14 protein-coding genes and 1 riboswitch are annotated in these 15,941 nt (G+C 61.5%); of the genes, 6 read left to right on the top strand and 8 right to left on the bottom strand.

Annotation, left to right across the window (positions count from 1 at the left end; genetic code table 11):
* Window positions 1-51: 51 nt before the first annotated feature.
* Window positions 52-864: an ABC transporter ATP-binding protein gene (locus A3AY_RS0105310; RefSeq protein ID WP_018324652.1), complete on the bottom strand. Its 813-nt coding sequence runs from the start codon at window positions 862-864 to the stop codon at window positions 52-54.
* Between the two features lie 38 nt (window positions 865-902).
* Window positions 903-2,045 (bottom strand): ABC transporter permease, encoded by a 1,143-nt coding sequence (locus A3AY_RS0105305; RefSeq protein WP_026203133.1) that lies wholly within the window; start codon window positions 2,043-2,045, stop codon window positions 903-905.
* A 140-nt stretch (window positions 2,046-2,185) separates the two neighbouring features.
* Between A3AY_RS0105305 and dgcA the strand changes: the two genes are divergently transcribed.
* Window positions 2,186-3,169 carry an N-acetyl-D-Glu racemase DgcA gene (dgcA, locus tag A3AY_RS0105300; protein ID WP_018324650.1) on the top strand — a complete coding sequence of 328 codons (984 nt, stop codon included), beginning with the start codon at window positions 2,186-2,188 and terminating at the stop codon, window positions 3,167-3,169.
* Here the strand turns inward: dgcA and A3AY_RS0105295 are convergent.
* Window positions 3,121-4,341 carry an MFS transporter gene (locus A3AY_RS0105295; RefSeq protein WP_018324649.1) on the bottom strand — a complete coding sequence of 407 codons (1,221 nt, stop codon included), beginning with the start codon at window positions 4,339-4,341 and terminating at the stop codon, window positions 3,121-3,123. The genes dgcA and A3AY_RS0105295 overlap by 49 nt on opposite strands.
* A 90-nt stretch (window positions 4,342-4,431) precedes the next feature.
* Window positions 4,432-5,271 carry a UDP-2,3-diacylglucosamine diphosphatase gene (locus A3AY_RS34500; protein ID WP_018324648.1) on the bottom strand — a complete coding sequence of 280 codons (840 nt, stop codon included), beginning with the start codon at window positions 5,269-5,271 and terminating at the stop codon, window positions 4,432-4,434.
* Window positions 5,272-5,473: 202 nt separating this feature from the next.
* Between A3AY_RS34500 and A3AY_RS0105285 the strand changes: the two genes are divergently transcribed.
* From A3AY_RS0105285 to A3AY_RS0105270, 4 genes are all read left to right on the top strand, one after another.
* A complete protein-coding gene (locus A3AY_RS0105285) occupies window positions 5,474-7,786 on the top strand; it encodes an NADP-dependent malic enzyme (protein WP_018324647.1) in 2,313 nt (770 codons plus the stop codon).
* Between the two features lie 174 nt (window positions 7,787-7,960).
* Complete coding sequence (locus A3AY_RS0105280) at window positions 7,961-8,698, top strand: LuxR C-terminal-related transcriptional regulator (protein WP_018324646.1); 738 nt, start codon at window positions 7,961-7,963, stop codon at window positions 8,696-8,698.
* A gap of 196 nt (window positions 8,699-8,894) precedes the next feature.
* Window positions 8,895-9,539 carry an acyl-homoserine-lactone synthase gene (locus A3AY_RS0105275; protein WP_018324645.1) on the top strand — a complete coding sequence of 215 codons (645 nt, stop codon included), beginning with the start codon at window positions 8,895-8,897 and terminating at the stop codon, window positions 9,537-9,539.
* Between the two features lie 240 nt (window positions 9,540-9,779).
* Window positions 9,780-10,796 carry a DUF2865 domain-containing protein gene (locus tag A3AY_RS0105270; protein ID WP_210312485.1) on the top strand — a complete coding sequence of 339 codons (1,017 nt, stop codon included), beginning with the start codon at window positions 9,780-9,782 and terminating at the stop codon, window positions 10,794-10,796.
* Here the strand turns inward: A3AY_RS0105270 and bluB are convergent, their stop codons facing one another.
* From bluB to A3AY_RS0105255, 3 genes are all read right to left on the bottom strand, one after another.
* Window positions 10,797-11,489, bottom strand: coding sequence for a 5,6-dimethylbenzimidazole synthase (gene bluB, locus A3AY_RS0105265; RefSeq protein WP_018324643.1), 693 nt, complete (start codon window positions 11,487-11,489; stop codon window positions 10,797-10,799). It abuts the gene before it with no gap.
* Window positions 11,490-11,533: 44 nt separating this feature from the next.
* Window positions 11,534-11,746, bottom strand: a riboswitch (cobalamin riboswitch).
* Between the two features lie 41 nt (window positions 11,747-11,787).
* Window positions 11,788-12,609, bottom strand: coding sequence for an SDR family oxidoreductase (locus A3AY_RS0105260; RefSeq protein WP_018324642.1), 822 nt, complete (start codon window positions 12,607-12,609; stop codon window positions 11,788-11,790).
* A gap of 89 nt (window positions 12,610-12,698) precedes the next feature.
* Complete coding sequence (locus A3AY_RS0105255; RefSeq protein ID WP_018324641.1) at window positions 12,699-13,892, bottom strand: phytanoyl-CoA dioxygenase family protein; 1,194 nt, start codon at window positions 13,890-13,892, stop codon at window positions 12,699-12,701.
* Window positions 13,893-13,993: 101 nt separating this feature from the next.
* Between A3AY_RS0105255 and A3AY_RS0105250 the strand changes: the two genes are divergently transcribed.
* Window positions 13,994-15,022: a LacI family DNA-binding transcriptional regulator gene (locus A3AY_RS0105250; RefSeq protein ID WP_018324640.1), complete on the top strand. Its 1,029-nt coding sequence runs from the start codon at window positions 13,994-13,996 to the stop codon at window positions 15,020-15,022.
* A 101-nt stretch (window positions 15,023-15,123) separates the two neighbouring features.
* On the opposite strand, the gene A3AY_RS36980 is transcribed toward A3AY_RS0105250, so the two are convergent.
* Complete coding sequence (locus tag A3AY_RS36980) at window positions 15,124-15,870, bottom strand: NYN domain-containing protein (RefSeq protein ID WP_018324639.1); 747 nt, start codon at window positions 15,868-15,870, stop codon at window positions 15,124-15,126.
* Window positions 15,871-15,941 lie beyond the last annotated feature (71 nt).

Below are 15,941 nucleotides of genomic sequence, written 5' to 3'. Positions count from 1 at the left end.
GGAGGCCGCAAGCGCGGTTCCTTGCTTCAATCAAAATCATGAACGGCGCACTCAGGAGGCCTTCTTGTCGCCGCCGCGGACAATCGAGCGCGCACGCTTGCCGCGGAAATAGGACTTCACCCAATCGTCGTCACAGGTCAGCATATCCTCGATCGTGCCTTCGACGAGAACCCGCTTCTGCCCGAGCACCGCGATCCGGTCGCAGACCGAGAACAGGCTGTCGAGATCGTGAGTCACCATATACACGGTCAATCCCAGGGTGTCGCGCAGTTTGGCGATCAGGTTGTCGAACTCGGCGGCGCCGATGGGGTCGAGGCCGGAGGTCGGCTCATCGAGGAAAACCAGGTCCGGATCGAGCGCCAGGGCCCGCGCCAGCGCTGCACGCTTGATCATGCCGCCGGAGAGCTCCGAAGGAAACTTGTCCGCAGCCTCCGGCGCCAGGCCCACCATGTCGATCTTCAGCCGCGCCAGTTCGTCCATCAGATCCTGCGGCAGGTTCAGATATTCCCGCATCGGCACCTGGATGTTTTCCATGACCGTCAGCGAGGAAAACAGCGCGCCGTGCTGGAAGAGCACGCCGAGGCGCATGTCGAGTTCCATGCGCTCCTCTTCACTGACCTCGTCATATTCTACACCGAGGATCTTGATCGAGCCGGAGCGGCGCGGGAGCAGGCGCAGGACGGTGCGCATCAGAACCGATTTGCCGGTACCCGAAGCACCGACGAAGCCGAGGATTTCACCGCGATAGATGTCGAGATTGAGCTTGTCGAGCACGATATTGGAACCGAACCCGACCGTCAGATCTCTAACGGACAGAACGATTTCCGCACCGTCTCCGCCGCGCACCTCTTTCTCGTCCATCATTGCGTCGTCTATCGGCTCCACCGGCCAAACCTCTTCCATCAGAAATCGATCGATGCGTAGAACATCGCAAACAGGCCGTCGACCAGGATAACCACGAAGATCGACTTCACCACCGATTGCGTCACGTGCCTGCCGAGCGATTCGGCACTGCCGCCGACTTTCAAGCCTTCCACGGCAGCGACAACGCCGATGATCAATGCCATGAACGGCGCCTTGATCATGCCGGCCAGCACGGAGGAGAAATCGACCGCCTCCTGCAACCGCGCCAGGAAGGTCGCGAAGGTGATGCCGGAGTAACCCCAGGCAACGACGGCAGCCCCCGTCAACGCGGAGAAATTGGCGACGATGGTCAACAGCGGCAATGCCACCGTCAGCGCCACCAGTCGCGGGAATACGAGTACCCCGATAGGGCTCAGCCCCATCACCTTCAGCGCATCGATCTCCTCGCGCATCTTCATCGAGCCGATTTCGGCCGTGATGGCGCTGCCGGACCGTCCGGCGATCATGATTGCCGTCAACAGAACGCCAATTTCGCGAAGCTGCAAGATGCCGACCAGATCGACGACGAACAGTTCGGCGCCGAAATAGCGAAGCTGGAATGCGCCCTGCTGGGCGATGATCGCGCCGATCAGAAACGACATCAGCATGATGATCGGAACGGCCTGCACACCCATCCGGTCGACCTGGTTGACGATCGCAGCCGGAGACAGGCCGCTGTGACGTCCCAACTTCAGTTGCGCGCCGCGAACGGCGGAGCCGAGAATGAACATCGCCGCCACGGTATCTTCCCAGGCAGACAGGACAGCCTCGCCAATAGGGGCGAAGAAGCGCGCGAAACGGGAGGTGAATTGCTTCGGCTCGGCGCCCGGCTCCGGCAATTCGTCAGGCAAGGCACCCAGAAGCTCCAGATAACGTGGATTGTTGCTGGTCAGCTTGACGTCCCCGATCTTGGACATAAAGCGGCTGATGATCCATGCGCCGGCCGTATCCATCGCCGTGATGTCACTCAGATCGACTTCGGCCGCTTTACCGTCTTTGGAAGCAAGCTCGCTCAACCGCGACATGATCGTATGCACGGATGCGCTGCGCCAATCACCGCTGAATCGGTAGATCCGGGTTCCGCTCTTGCCCGCCTCGTCCAGTTGCACGTCGGTGCCGGTTTTCATTTGCGAACGCGTCACGTCTGTTGGCTCTTTCGGAGATGGCTGCATTTGATAAAACGTCAGCGACTCATAGCCGCTCGAGCCCCATCTGTCACCGATTGAAACGTTTCTGAAACAAACGGTTGGTCGCTGCGCTATGGATACCACAGGAGATACCGATGACCCGTTTGCTTGCCACAGCCGTCGAGCACTTCCCGATCGCCGGAAGCTTCACCATTTCGCGCGGCAGCAAGACAACGGCCTCTGTGGTCACTTGCCGCATTTCACACGACGGCTTTGCCGGCATCGGCGAATGCGTGCCTTATGGTCGCTACGGCGAGACCATCGACAGCGTGATCGCCGAAATCGAAGCGATCCGTTCGGAAATCGAGGCGGACGTTGACCGTGAAGGGTTGCTGAGCGCGATGAAGGCCGGCGCGGCACGCAATGCCGTCGATTGCGCGCTCTGGGACCTTGAAGCGAAATCCTCCGGCAAACGCGCCTTTGTCCTTGCAAATCTCGCCGAACCGGCGCCGCTCACCACCGCCTATACCATCTCGCTCGGCGAGCCTCAGGCAATGGCAGCCCAGGCCGCGCAACACGCCCATCGGGCGCTGCTCAAGATCAAGGTGGGAACCGCCGACGATGCCTCCCGCATTCGTGCGGTGCGAGCAGCAGCCCCCGACAGCGCCATCATTCTCGATGCCAATGAGGGTTGGACGGAAGCCAATCTGGCCTATCATTTCGGCGTCTGCGCCGGAGAGGGCGTCGCTCTGATCGAACAGCCCCTTCCCGCCGGTCAGGATAGCCTGCTGGCGTCCGTCTCCCGTCCCGTTCCGGTCTGCGCCGACGAAAGCGTGCACAAGACCGAAGACCTGTCGAAACTGGCCGGGCTCTACGATGCCGTGAACATCAAACTCGACAAGACCGGCGGCCTGACGGAAGCGCTGCGCATGCGGGACGCGGCGCGCGCCCTGAACCTGAAGATCATGGTCGGCTGCATGGTCGGCACTTCGCTGGCGATGGCGCCGGCCGTTCTGCTGGCGCAAGGAGCCGAATTCGTCGATCTCGACGGCGCGCTGCTTCTTTCCCGCGACCGGGAGCCTGGCCTGCGCTACGAGGCCTCCAAGGTCTTTCCGCCGCTCGCCGCCCTCTGGGGCTGAAGAGACCAGGCCGCCAACACCGAGCCGCACCCGACAAGAGCGACCGCAGACATCGAATAGAAACCCTGGACGCCGAACCAGCTGTAAAAATAGCCGGAGGCAAAGGTGAAGATCGCCGTAAACACGCCGGTATAGAAGAAATACAGCCCCTGCGCAGAAGCCTCCTGCTCCTCCGGCACCCGCCGGACCAGCATGATCTGCATGCCCGTATGCATGATCGCATAGGTGAAGGCGTGAAAACACTGCAGCACGAAATAGCCCCAGAAGCCGAGATCCATCGGGAAGATGATCCATCGCACGACCGCAAGGCCGCAGCCGGAAAAGATCATCGTCCACAGGCTGAAGCGCCGGATGATCGCCTTGGCGCAGGCAAACATCACCACTTCCGCTGCGACGCCGGCACTCCACAACAGGCCGATCTGCGTGCCGCTGAAGCCGATATGCTGCCAATAGATCGCCGAGAAGGCAAACAGCATCGCATGGCTGCCGTTGACCAAGGTCACGCCGATCAGAAGCATCTGCAGGTCGAGTTTACGCAATGCCTTTGGCGGCGGCTCCGTCAGCGTCGTCAGCGTCGAGGGACGCCGCGGCCGGCCGACGCGCGGCGCAATGAGGGTCAACAGGATCATCAGCAGGAAAGCGCAGGCCATGGCCGGCAACACCATGGCGCCGCCATAGAGACCGATCATCACGCCCCCGAACATCGTCGCGCCGATGAAGGCAACGGAACCCCAGAGGCGCATGCTGGCGTAGTCGAATCCCCAGCGCCGCACGCCGGTCAGGGCGATCGCCTCGACGATTGGCAGATAGGGCGAATAGACCCCGCCCTGCAATGCGTAGATGACCAGCACGAACCAGAAACTGTGCGACACGAACAGCGCCAGCGCCGTCAGCAGCGACAGCACCGCCGACCAGATCAGCACGCGGGCTCGCTCGCCGATCCTGTCCGCCAGAAGCCCGGCCAGCGGCGCCGTAATGACGCGTATGAACATCGGCACCGCGAGAACGATGCCGATCTCGAAATCGCTGAGCGACAGCGTGCTGAGCCACACCGGAAAATACGGCATGGCAAAACCATTGACGATCAATGGCGCGCAGAACAGCAAGGCGATGCGCGGCACGAAATAGGCCGGCGCATCCTCTCGGTAAGGAGGCGGGGACGAGGGAATCATGGAGGGACCTGATTTATACGTCCATGATTTATCACAGCCGCCAAGCGAAGCTAGAAGCTAGATTTCCCTACAGCCGTTGCGCGGTCGTTTTTAAGCCGCCTGTTGCGAAAGTGCCCGCGCCATCATCGCTTCGACCTCGGTCGTATCCTCGCGAACGACGGGAACGCCGCTCAGCTCACGCCAGGTGATCAGTTCCATCGTACCGTCGTGATGTTCGGCAATCGCCGTACAGCTTTCCACCCAGTCGCCGGTATTGATATAGCGAACACCGTCGATATCCTCCATCACCGCATGATGGATGTGACCGCAGATGACGCCGTCGGCATTTTCCCGTCGCGCCTCGTCGGCGACCACGCGCTGGAATTCGCCGATGAAATTGACCGCATGCTTGACCTGCAGCTTCGCCCAGGCCGAGAACGACCAGTAAGGCAGTCCGAGACGGCGGCGCACGGCCGACAGCCCGACATTGATGAGGATCGCCATGTCATAGGCCCAGTCACCGAGATAGGCGAGCAGCCGCGCATTGCGCACCACGACATCGAATTCATCGCCATGCAGCACCAGATATGTCTTGCCATCGGCGCCCTCGTGAATATGCCGTTGGGCAACCTCGATGCCGCCGAAATGCACGCCCGGAAAATCGCGCATGAATTCGTCGTGGTTGCCGGGTATGTAGATGATGCGGCTGCCCTTGCGGGCTTTGCGCAACAGCTTCTGCACAACATCGTTGCACGACTGCGGCCAGTACCAGCTGCGTTTCAGCCGCCAGCCGTCGACGATGTCGCCGACGAGGATGATCGTTTCGGCTTCCGTGACCCGCAGGAAATCCAGAAGATAGTCGGTCTTGGCAGCCTTCGATCCCAGATGCACATCGGAAATGAACAGGGTCCTGAAACGACGGACGGGCGGGTCTTGCTCTTTCTCGGTCATGCTGCCTCGCGGATCTATCGGGCCTCTCTATTCCCTGTCAAAAACAGACTCTTGTTTCAGGAGAATGACAGGCGGTGGATCGGTCATTTTTCGATTGAAACGGCTGTCGCGGAGAACCAGGGATAATCGGGCAGTTCCAAACTGTACGGGGCGTCCGTTTCGTGCAAAAAGAGCCTCGACGATAAGGTAGGGATTCACGAATATGAGCACTGGCGACAAGGCCAAGACCCCAACGGTTCCAGCAAGCGGCGATCTCGACGAACAGGCGCTTTTCTTCCACCGCTATCCGCGCCCCGGCAAGCTCGAGATCCAGCCAACCAAGCCGCTCGGCAACCAGCGTGACCTGGCACTCGCCTATTCGCCAGGCGTCGCGGCTCCGTGCCTCGCCATCCGCGACGATCCGTCGACGGCCGCCGACTACACGGCCCGCGCCAACCTGGTCGCCGTCGTTTCCAACGGCTCGGCCGTTCTCGGCCTTGGCAATATCGGCCCGCTCGCTTCCAAGCCCGTCATGGAAGGCAAGGCCGTCCTGTTCAAGAAGTTCGCCGGCATCGATGTGTTCGATATCGAGATCGATGCACCCGAAATCGACCAGATGGTCAATGTCGTCGCAGCGCTGGAGCCTACCTTCGGTGGCATAAACCTTGAGGATATCAAGGCGCCGGAATGCTTCGAAGTCGAGCGCCAGTTGCGCGAGAAGATGGATATCCCGGTCTTCCATGATGACCAGCATGGTACTGCAATCATCGTTACCGCCGCCATTCTCAATGGCCTCGAACTGGCCGGCAAGGATATCGCCAAGGCAAAGATCGTCACGTCAGGCGCAGGGGCCGCGGCCCTTGCCTGCCTCAATCTCCTCGTCACGCTCGGCGCGCGGCGCGAAAACATCTGGGTTCACGATCTCGAAGGCCTCGTCTATGTCGGCCGCGAAGTGCTGATGGACCAGTGGAAGTCGATCTATGCGCAGGATAGTGCAAACCGGGTGCTCGCCGACAGTATCGCCGGTGCCGACGTTTTCCTCGGCCTGTCCGCAGCCGGCGTTCTGAAGCCGGAACTGCTGGTGCAGATGGCCGAAAAGCCACTCATCATGGCGCTTGCCAACCCCAATCCGGAGATCATGCCGGAAGTTGCCCGCGCTGCGCGTCCCGACGCGATGATCTGCACCGGCCGGTCGGACTTCCCCAACCAGGTCAACAACGTCCTGTGCTTCCCCTTTATCTTCCGCGGCGCGCTCGATTGCGGCGCCCGCACGATCAACGAGGAAATGAAGATGGCCGCCGTGCGCGCCATCGCAGCGCTTGCCCGCGAAGAGCCGTCGGACGTCGCCGCGCGCGCCTATTCCGGCGAAACGCCGGTCTTCGGTCCGGACTACCTGATCCCCTCGCCGTTCGACCAGCGGCTGATCCTGCGCATTGCGCCGGCCGTCGCCAAGGCTGCCGCCGACAGTGGCGTTGCCAACCGGCCGATCAACGATTTCGACGCCTATCTTGACCAGCTCAACCGCTTCGTCTTCCGCTCCGGCTTCATCATGAAGCCGATCTTCGCCGCCGCCAAGAACGCCCAGAAGAACCGGGTAATCTTCTCCGAAGGCGAGGACGAGCGCGTGCTGCGCGCAGCCCAGGTGCTGCTCGAGGACGGCACGGCACGGCCGATCCTGATCGGCCGTCCGCACATCATCGAGACACGGCTGAAGCGCTACGGCCTGCGCATCCGGCCGGACACGGATTTCGAGGTCGTCAATCCGGAAGGCGATCCGCGTTTCCGCGATTATGTCGACGAGTATTTCTCGCTGGTCGGTCGCCTCGGCGTCATTCCGGAAGCGGCCCGCACGATCGTCAGAACCAACCAGACCGTCATCGGCGCTCTGGCCGTCCGGCGCGGCGAAGCCGATGCGCTGATATGCGGCGTCGAAGGCCGCTACAGCGCCCATCTGCGTGCCGTTTCGCAAATCATCGGCAAACGTGAAGGCGTGCTCGACTTTTCGGCGCTCAGCCTGCTGATCTCGCAGCGCGGCACGACCTTCCTCACCGATACTTACGTGACCTTTGACCCGACGGCGGAAGAGATCGCCCAGAAGACGGTCATGGCCGCCCAGGAAATCCGTCGCTTCGGTATCACGCCGCGTGCAGCCCTCGTTTCCCATTCGAATTTCGGCTCGAGGGATTCCGACAGCGCCGCCAAGATGCGCAAGGCGATGCAGATCGTGCGCGAGCTCGCGCCGGACCTTGAAGCCGATGGCGAAATGCACGGTGATTCGGCGATTTCGGAGATCCTGCGCAAGCGCGTCATGCCAAACAGCACGCTCACCGGTGAAGCCAACCTGCTCGTCTTCCCCAATCTCGATGCCGCCAACATAACACTCGGTGTCGTCCAGACCATGACCGACAGCCTGCATGTCGGGCCGATCCTTCTCGGTACTGCCCTGCCAGCGCACATCCTGTCGCCATCCGTCACCTCACGCGGTGTCGTCAATATGGCAGCGCTCGCGGTGGTGGAAGCCTCGCATCCGGCGTGAGACAGGAGCGATTGAGCCGGACCAAAACCGGCTCAATCGAAACATAATTCTGCCCAAAAGCACAACTTTAAATTGAAAAATATGGAAACCTCTCATTAACCAAAGATTGCACTAGACAAAGAGTAGAAACAGTTATCATGGTAAAATCCCTTTAAATAACAGGGTATTTGCAACATGACTGACCAACAGGCGTTCTTTGACCTGCTGGACATTATGGAAAACGAGAAACTCGTTGAAGCAAAACGGTTTTTCGCCCTGATGCGCAGCACGTTCAGTATTGCAAATCTACTTTACGCCGATGTTGATATATTAACATCGGGCTTCGTCGTACACAGGCTCCACCACACGTTCAACGTCAGCGCGGTCAGAACCTATCTCGATGAAGGATTTCTGCGGATCGATCCGGTCCTTCGCTCGATCATGGGTGGCGTCAGGCCGGTGGACTGGGCATCCGTCCGCAAGCTTCACCCCGAAAGCGAACCGCTCTTTTCCGCGCTGAAGCGGCTCGGGGCTGGGACCGACGGCGTGACCCTGCCGCTCGCGACACCGACGCGCCGCCTCGCCTTTTTAGCCATCCACGCCGATGTCCCCGCAGAAGAGTGGCCGGCCTACCGGCGCTGCCATTTGCGTGATTTCCAGCTGCTCGCCAATCTTTTTCATGCTTCCCTTCTGGAAAACGACGACCAGATCCACCTCTCCGAGCACGGCGACAAGACACTGACACATCGGGAGACGGAAGTGCTCGGCTGGGCAGCGGCTGGCAAAAGCTACTGGGAAATCGGTACCATCCTCGGCATCTCCGAACGCACCGTCCGCTTTTTCATGACCAATGCCCGCCGCAAGCTGAACGTCGTCTCCAACACGCAGGCTGTAGCCCAGGCCGTCAGGCGCGATCTTATACCGACATTCTGACTCGACCGAGCAGCGTCGCCAGGCCGCTCCCAATCCCTTCCCAAGCCGGAATCGCCACCTCAGTGCGTCCCAAAGGACGCACTGGATTTCACCATATAACGACGTGCATTATAAACCTGTCACTACCGACAGTTTTGCCGGCCGCCGATCACTGACAGCATTTGCCCCTCGCATTGGCGATTACAGGAGCAAAAAAATGATCAGGATCTTTAACCGCAACAGCCGCAAACAGTTTCCCCAGGACATCGACGCCATGTTCAGGCTGCGCAAGCGCGTTTTCCACGATCTGCTGAAATGGGATGTGTCGGTACGCGGCGACTGGGAGATCGACCACTACGACGACGCCAACCCGCTTTACGTCCTGTCCTATTCGGATGAAACAGGAATGCTGCGCGGCGCCCTGAGGCTGCTCCCGACACTGGGGCCAAACATGCTCGACGACACGTTCCCGATCCTGCTCGGCGACAATCCCGAGATTCGCAGCGGCGCCATCTGGGAATCCAGCCGATTCTGCATCGATCCAACGATCTCGCAGGATCGCGGCTCCAACCAGGTAACGATCGCCGCGGCGGAGCTGATGTGCGGTGTCGGAGAACTCGGACTGTCCTCCGGCCTCAGCCATATCGTCACCGTAACGGACGTTTTCCTGGAGCGGATGTTTCGCCGCATGGGTTGCCCGGGAGAGCGCATCGGCGAACCGCAGCGCATCGGCTCGGTCCATGCCGTCGCGGTCGCCTGGGAGGTAACGACCGAACTGCTGGAGACGATGAAAGCCGTCGCCGAAATTGGTGGATCGGTTCTCGAAAGGCCGATGTCGCTCGAATACGCTCGCGCGGCCTGACGTCGGCCCCCGGAGCGCCGCAACCGCGGCTCTCCGGCCACATCGGCGGACTTTCCCCGGCTGGCGTTAACGCTGGCGAGCAGACTGCGTTGCGCCTCTTTCGAATGGCGGTATGATAGGCACATGGCTAGGAGCGCGGGCAGCCGCGCCCGCTGGATTGCCACTTCGCTCAGACGAGAGAAAACAGTGATTTTCCGATCGGTTCGCTTCGCGGCGCTCATCGCTCCGCTTCTTTTGGTCATGGCGTCCACGGCCGACGCCTCGACGGTGTGCGAACGGCTGAACGCTCGGCTGTCGAACCTGCCGAAGGTCGTCGCCTCCAATGCCAATCTGCGCGACTATGCCGCGGCCATTTCGCGGCAGAATCTCGAACTGCGCAAGGCGCGTAGCGACCGGCGACGTCTCGGATGCAGTTCCGGCAGCGTGATTATCGTCGGTGGCCCGAACGACGAGGCCTGTGCAAGTCTGGACTCGTTGATCGCTCGGATGGAGATGGATCTCGAAACGCTGAAGGCCCGCCGCCATATCGCCGCCGGCGGTGACATCGACATCAGCCGCCGCCGGATCATGGATGCCCTCGACGTCAATCGCTGCGCCGAGGAACAGGAAGAGATCCTGAGAGCGGCGGCGGAAGAACCCGAAATCCACCGCAACATTCTCAGAGACCTGCCGCCGATCGGCGACAGCGACCCGGCCTTGCGCGACGGTGCCGATTTCTCCGGTATTACCGACCCGGGCGATGGCTATGGCGGCAGCCTGCGGACATTGTGCGTTCGCACCTGCGACGGCGCATTCTTCCCGATCTCGTCGAGCGCCACGCCCGCCGATTTCCAGCGTGATGCCGAGGCTTGCCAGCGCCGATGCCCGGGTGCGGAAACGGCGCTCTACTACCATGCGCTTGAGACCGAAGAGACGGATCAGATGGTCTCGGCGTCGACGGGCGAGCCTTACAGCGTGCTGCCGACGGCTTTCGCCTATAAGACACGGGACTTCGGCAAACCCGGCCAGTGCGGCTGTGCACCCGCCCGGCAGACCGCGACGAACCAGAGCACGCCGACAGATGGCAGCGGCGTTGTTGAAGCCCGGACCCGCAAGGCTGACAAGGCGCAGGCAAAGACGACGATTGCTGACCGTCCCTATGATCCGCAGAACACCAAGGTACGCGTTGTCGGACCGCGCTTCCTGCCGGCTCAGGAGTCGTCGATCGACCTCAAGCATCCGACCGGCCCCGGATACCAGCCGCAGCAGACCAACTGATCAAGCGCCCTGTTTGATGCCCCAGGCATCGGCAAAGACCAGTTCGTCGAGCGGCAGACGCTGCCGCCAGCCCTTGATCGCCAGCTCGGGTTCCGCGTAGAGCTGATCGACATAGCCAAGGCAAAGCCAGGCAATGATCTCGATATGATCGGGTATGCCGAGCACCGCCTTGACGTCCTGTTCATGGAAAATGCTGACCCAGCCGACCCCCACACCTTCCGCCCGCGCGGCAAGCCAGAGGTTCTGCACCGCGCAAACCGTCGAAAACGCATCCATGCGCGGATTGTGCGTCCGGCCGAGAACGACCTTGCCGGCGCGGGTCGGGTCACAGGTGATGCAGAGGCTCACCGGCGCCTTGCGGATGCCCTCGAGCTTGAGCGAGCGGTAGGTGTCGCGTGCGGCGCCCTCGAACATCAGTGCCGCCTCCTCATTGGCCCGCTGGAAAGCTTCGAACACCTTCCGGCGCCTGTCTTCATCGCGCACGACAATGAAGTTCCATGGCTGCATGAAACCGACGGATGGCGCGCTGTGGGCGGCGGCAAGCAGCCGCGCGATCACATCGTCCGGCAGCGGTGTCGGAAGGAACTGATCGCGCACGTCGCGGCGGGTTTCGATGACGCGATAGACGGCGGCGCGCTCGTCCGGTGAAAATGCCTCCGCCCTCACAAGGCGGTCTTGCGGTTCCGTTTGCATCGTTTGCTCCCCAACAATGCGAAACCTCCCGCCGTCCGCGCGGGGCTGGTCTATCTCGTCAGGCCGGTCTTCTGACTGCGGATCAACCCGTCTTGCCGCCTTCCCAAATCACACGAGGATTCAGTGGCATATTTCTGAAAAAATTCAGAAATTCAATGTAGCAAGACGGTCCCCGTCACAGCGTTGGGCACGTCCCGGATTTTCGCCGGATTCCCGATTCTCCCGTTTTCACGGGCACCTGAACTGCCGTGATAAAGGCATAGCGGGCCGCCGAATGCAAGCGGCCCGCCCGTTCGCCTTACAGGGCGGCACCCGGATGCGGCGAGCCGTCGTAAGCGCCCCAGATCGACTGATCGAAGCAGATGACCGAGCCGGTCATCAGGCCGGATTCCGCCGACGACAGATAGGCACAGGCCCGCGCCACCTCTGCTGGATCGACCAGACGGCCGAAGGGCTGGCTCGCCGCCGCCTTTTCCAGCCAGTCGCTGGCCGCCCCATGAAACTCGCGCTGGATGCGATCCTCGCCTTCCGTCGCCATCCAGCCGATGTTGAGCCCATTGACGCGGATGCGGTTGCGCAGCACCGCATAGGCGGTGTTCTTGGTCAGCGTTTCCAGCGCCCCCTTGGAGGCGCAATAGGCCGAGATGAACGGCTGGCCGGCCTTGGCCGACATCGAGCCGATATTGACGATGGTACCCTCGATATGTTCCCGCCGCATGATCTTGATCGTCTCCTGCATCAGGAAGAACGGCGCACGCACGTTGACGGCGAACATGCGGTCGAACAGTTCCGGGCTTGTATCGAGGATCGTGCCGCGATCGGTAATCGCAGCCGCATTCACCAGTGCATCGACACGGCCGAACTCGGCGTCACAGGCCGCGACGACCTTGCGTGCATCCTCCACTTCGCCGAGATCCGCCTGGACGTAGATTACTTTCGCGCCGGTCGCCTTGCCGATCTCGGCCGTCTTGGCCTCGCCTTTCCTGGCATTGCGCCCGCAGATGACGATGCCCGCGGCACCCCGTTCGGCAAACAGCGTCGCAATCGTCGCCCCGAGCCCCTGCGTGCCACCGGTGACGATAGCGATCTTGCCGTCGAGCCGGCCATAATCCTTGCTCATTCCGTTTCCTCCGTTTTTAGATATATCAATGACGCGAAAACTTCCCTCCTGAAACCGGACGGAAGTTTGACCTGCCGGGTGCGCCGGCGTCAGCTCAGTTTCTTCCTCGCTTGCGCTGCAAGTGCCTCCGTGAAGGCCGCCGCCTCCCAGCCGCCGGCCAGCGCTTCATGCATCAACTGCGCCTGTGTCTTGGGTGCCAGACCGCCCAATGGCGGATCGCGGTCGAGATTGGTGGGAAAGGAGTACCCCTCGGCGCAGGACGCAATCGCATTGGCCGCTTGCGCGCCCGACAGCCGTCCATCCGCGAGCATGACTTTCAGCGCCGGATAAAGCCTTGCGCTCATCCGCTCGCGGTTGACCGTCTCCATCGCCCGGCCAAAGGCCGAGGAGACCTGCAGCAGGTTGGCGACGCGCTTGATATCGGCCGACCGGTTGGTGCCGGCGGCGTGGAAGAGCGCCGGGTTGAAGTACACCAGATCCCCTTTCGAGAGCGGCAGTTGCACGCAATGCCTGTCGAAATAGTCGCGAAATTCCTGTCGTTTCAGCGCGAGATAGCCGGGAATATAGGTCTGGCTGAAGGGCAGGAACAGCGTTGGCCCGCTTTCCAGCGGCATGTCGCAATGCGCAACCGCCCCCTGCAGCGTCAGCACAGGGGACAACCGATGCACATGCGCTGGAAACTGCTCGATCACGGCCGACGTCTGGAAGCCGAGATGATAATCGCGATGGGCCGATTGTGCCTGCCCGCCCGGATTGACCCGATTGACCTGCGCGGTCATCTGATAGCTCGGTCCGAGCCAGGCTTCGCTGACGAGCGCAATCAGCGCATTGCCATAATAGGCCGCGAAATTCTCCGCATCCTTCAGGCAGTGCTTTTCCAGCGAATTCCAGATGCGGTCATTGGCGCCCGGCTTGGCGAAGTGATCGCCGCCGCCCGCGCCTGTGCGGTGCTGCTCGTCGATGATCTCGTCGAAAATGCCGCTCGCCGTGTCGATGATCGCCGTATCCTCGAAAGCCCGCTTCAGGATGAAGACGCCCGGGCCCGTCGCGAAGGCCTCACAGATCTCTGCCAGCACCGCGCGGCGTCCCTCACCCGTGGCCGCCGTCTTCAGAACACTGGCACCATCATAGATCAGCACGTTTTTCTCGACGCTGGCCGCATGCGGATAGTCGCTAAGCTGCGTCGTCCGCTCCACCTCGCGTCGGAAATCCTCCAGGTCGCAGGCGGCCTTCGTCAGCCAGACCCGATCCGCCCGCTGCTTCGATACATTGTCGGTTTTCATCCTTTTCCTCCGCCGGATGCCGTTCGATGGCCTGACTATACGGGGTGGAAAAATCTGATATAGAGCAGAAACCCATCAAAAAACCATCAGAACGGGACCGAATGGCGCACGAGTTTCTGGTCAAGGACATTGCCTTCCAGGCGGGTCTGAGCACCGCGACCGTCGATCGCGTCCTGAACGGTCGCGAAGGCGTGCGCAAGCAGACCGAACTGCGCGTGCGCGCCGCCATCCGCGAACTGGAGAAGCAGCAGGTCGGCATGGAGGTTCAGGGGCGGAAGTTCGGCATCGATATCGTCATGGAGGCACCGCAGCGTTTCACCAGCACGGTCCGGGACGCCTTCGAAAGCGAGGCCCTGACTTTCCTGCCGACGATTTTTCGCTCGCGTTTTCATTTTGCCGAATCCATGCGGCCGCACGAGATCGTTCAGCTGCTCGACCGTATTCGCCTGCGCGGTAGCGATGGCATCGTGCTGAAGGCGCCTGACGTTGCCGATATCAGCGCCGCCGTCGCCCGGCTCCAGCAATCCGGCATTCCTGTCGTGACACTGGTGACCGACCTGCCGAACGCGCCGCGCATCGCCTATGCCGGAGCCGACAACAGGGCCGCGGGAGAGACGGCTGCCTACCTGCTCGGCGAGCGGCTCGCGGGGCACCCGGCGGTCGTCCTGGTGACGCTTTCAAGCAGTCGGTTCCGTGGCGAAGAGGAACGCGAGATCGGTTTCCGCCGAACCTTGCGCGACCGCTACCCGTCGATCGGCGTCGTGGAGGTCAGCGAAGGTCTCGGGCGCGACGAAGCGACCGGCGCCCTTGCGGCAGGGGCGTTGTCCGGCAACCCGGGCATCAACGCGGTCTATTCGATCGGCGGCGGCAACCGCGCAGTGCTTGGCGCTTTTGCGGCGGCGGCCAAGCCCTGCACCGTTTTCGTGGCGCATGATCTCGATGCGGACAATCTGGATCTGCTGCGGAGCGGACAAATCCACTTCATTCTCCACCACGATCTGAAAGCCGACGTGCGCACCGCCTTCCGCGCGATCATGAGCCGCCGCGGAGCCCTTGCTAGTTCGGCAGGATCACAACTCTCGGCGGTTGAGGTCATCACCCCCTACAACATACCTGCATGGGTGCGTTAGGGCCCCTGGACGCGATTGCTGCCACTGGCGGGACGAGCCCGCTTGATCAGCCGGCGGCACCCGTTCGCGGCCAATGCCGCCTTATGCAAGGCACGCCTGCGTCATGCGGAAATGACTGCGATCCCGGCCCTCACGCGGACGACGACCTTGTTTGGCCGCTGTTCCCATTCGAGTGACGGTTCCTGAAGAAGAAGCTTTTTCAAGCTGGCTGAGCCATAGGACTTCACTGTGAAGTTTGGCTCGATCTCGCGCAACGCCACTCCCAAGGTGGAAAGCGAAACCCATCCGTCGCCTTCGCCAGCACCCAGTCTCTTGAAGGCCTTGCTCAAAAGCGGCAGCGACATCTTTTGATTAGCCGGCTGATCCCCCGGTTTTGCTGGAGGCTTCGAGGTCGTGGCAACCACCACCGGAGGGGTCGCCGGCTGGCTGACAATGTGGAAGGCATCGCAGCTTTGACGAAACGATGCGGATGCCGGCTTCGCGCCGATGCCCACTACAAGCTTGCCGGCTCCACGCAGATGGATGGCAAGCGGCGTGAAATCACCATCCGAGGACACGAGACAGAAAACATCAACCCTGTTGGCAAGCATCAGTTCCACCGCGTCGATCGTCATGCGCATGTCGCTGAAATTCTTGGCCTTGTTGGGGCTTGAAACCTGGATGGTGTCGACCGCATGGGCCGCCGCCGCGACAAGCCAGCCTGTGCCTCGCCCTTGGGCAAAATCGCCGTAAGCGCGCCGCGCAACCGTCGCCCCATAGGCGCGAGCTTCACGCAGAACAGGCTCGGCCATATCGCCCGGTACATTTTCTGCATCGATCAGCACGGCAACTCGGTGATGAATGGCCATTCCTGCCCCTTGTTTTAGCAAGAAACAAAACAATAGGGGCCGGATTGATTGCGCGCAAGCCTCAACGCAAC

The sequence above is a fragment of the Rhizobium giardinii bv. giardinii H152 genome (genome assembly GCF_000379605.1).
Taxonomy (GTDB): domain Bacteria; phylum Pseudomonadota; class Alphaproteobacteria; order Rhizobiales; family Rhizobiaceae; genus Pararhizobium; species Pararhizobium giardinii.
The sequence above is the reverse complement of the archived record's forward strand: the minus strand, read 5'-3'. Positions and strand labels throughout refer to the sequence as shown.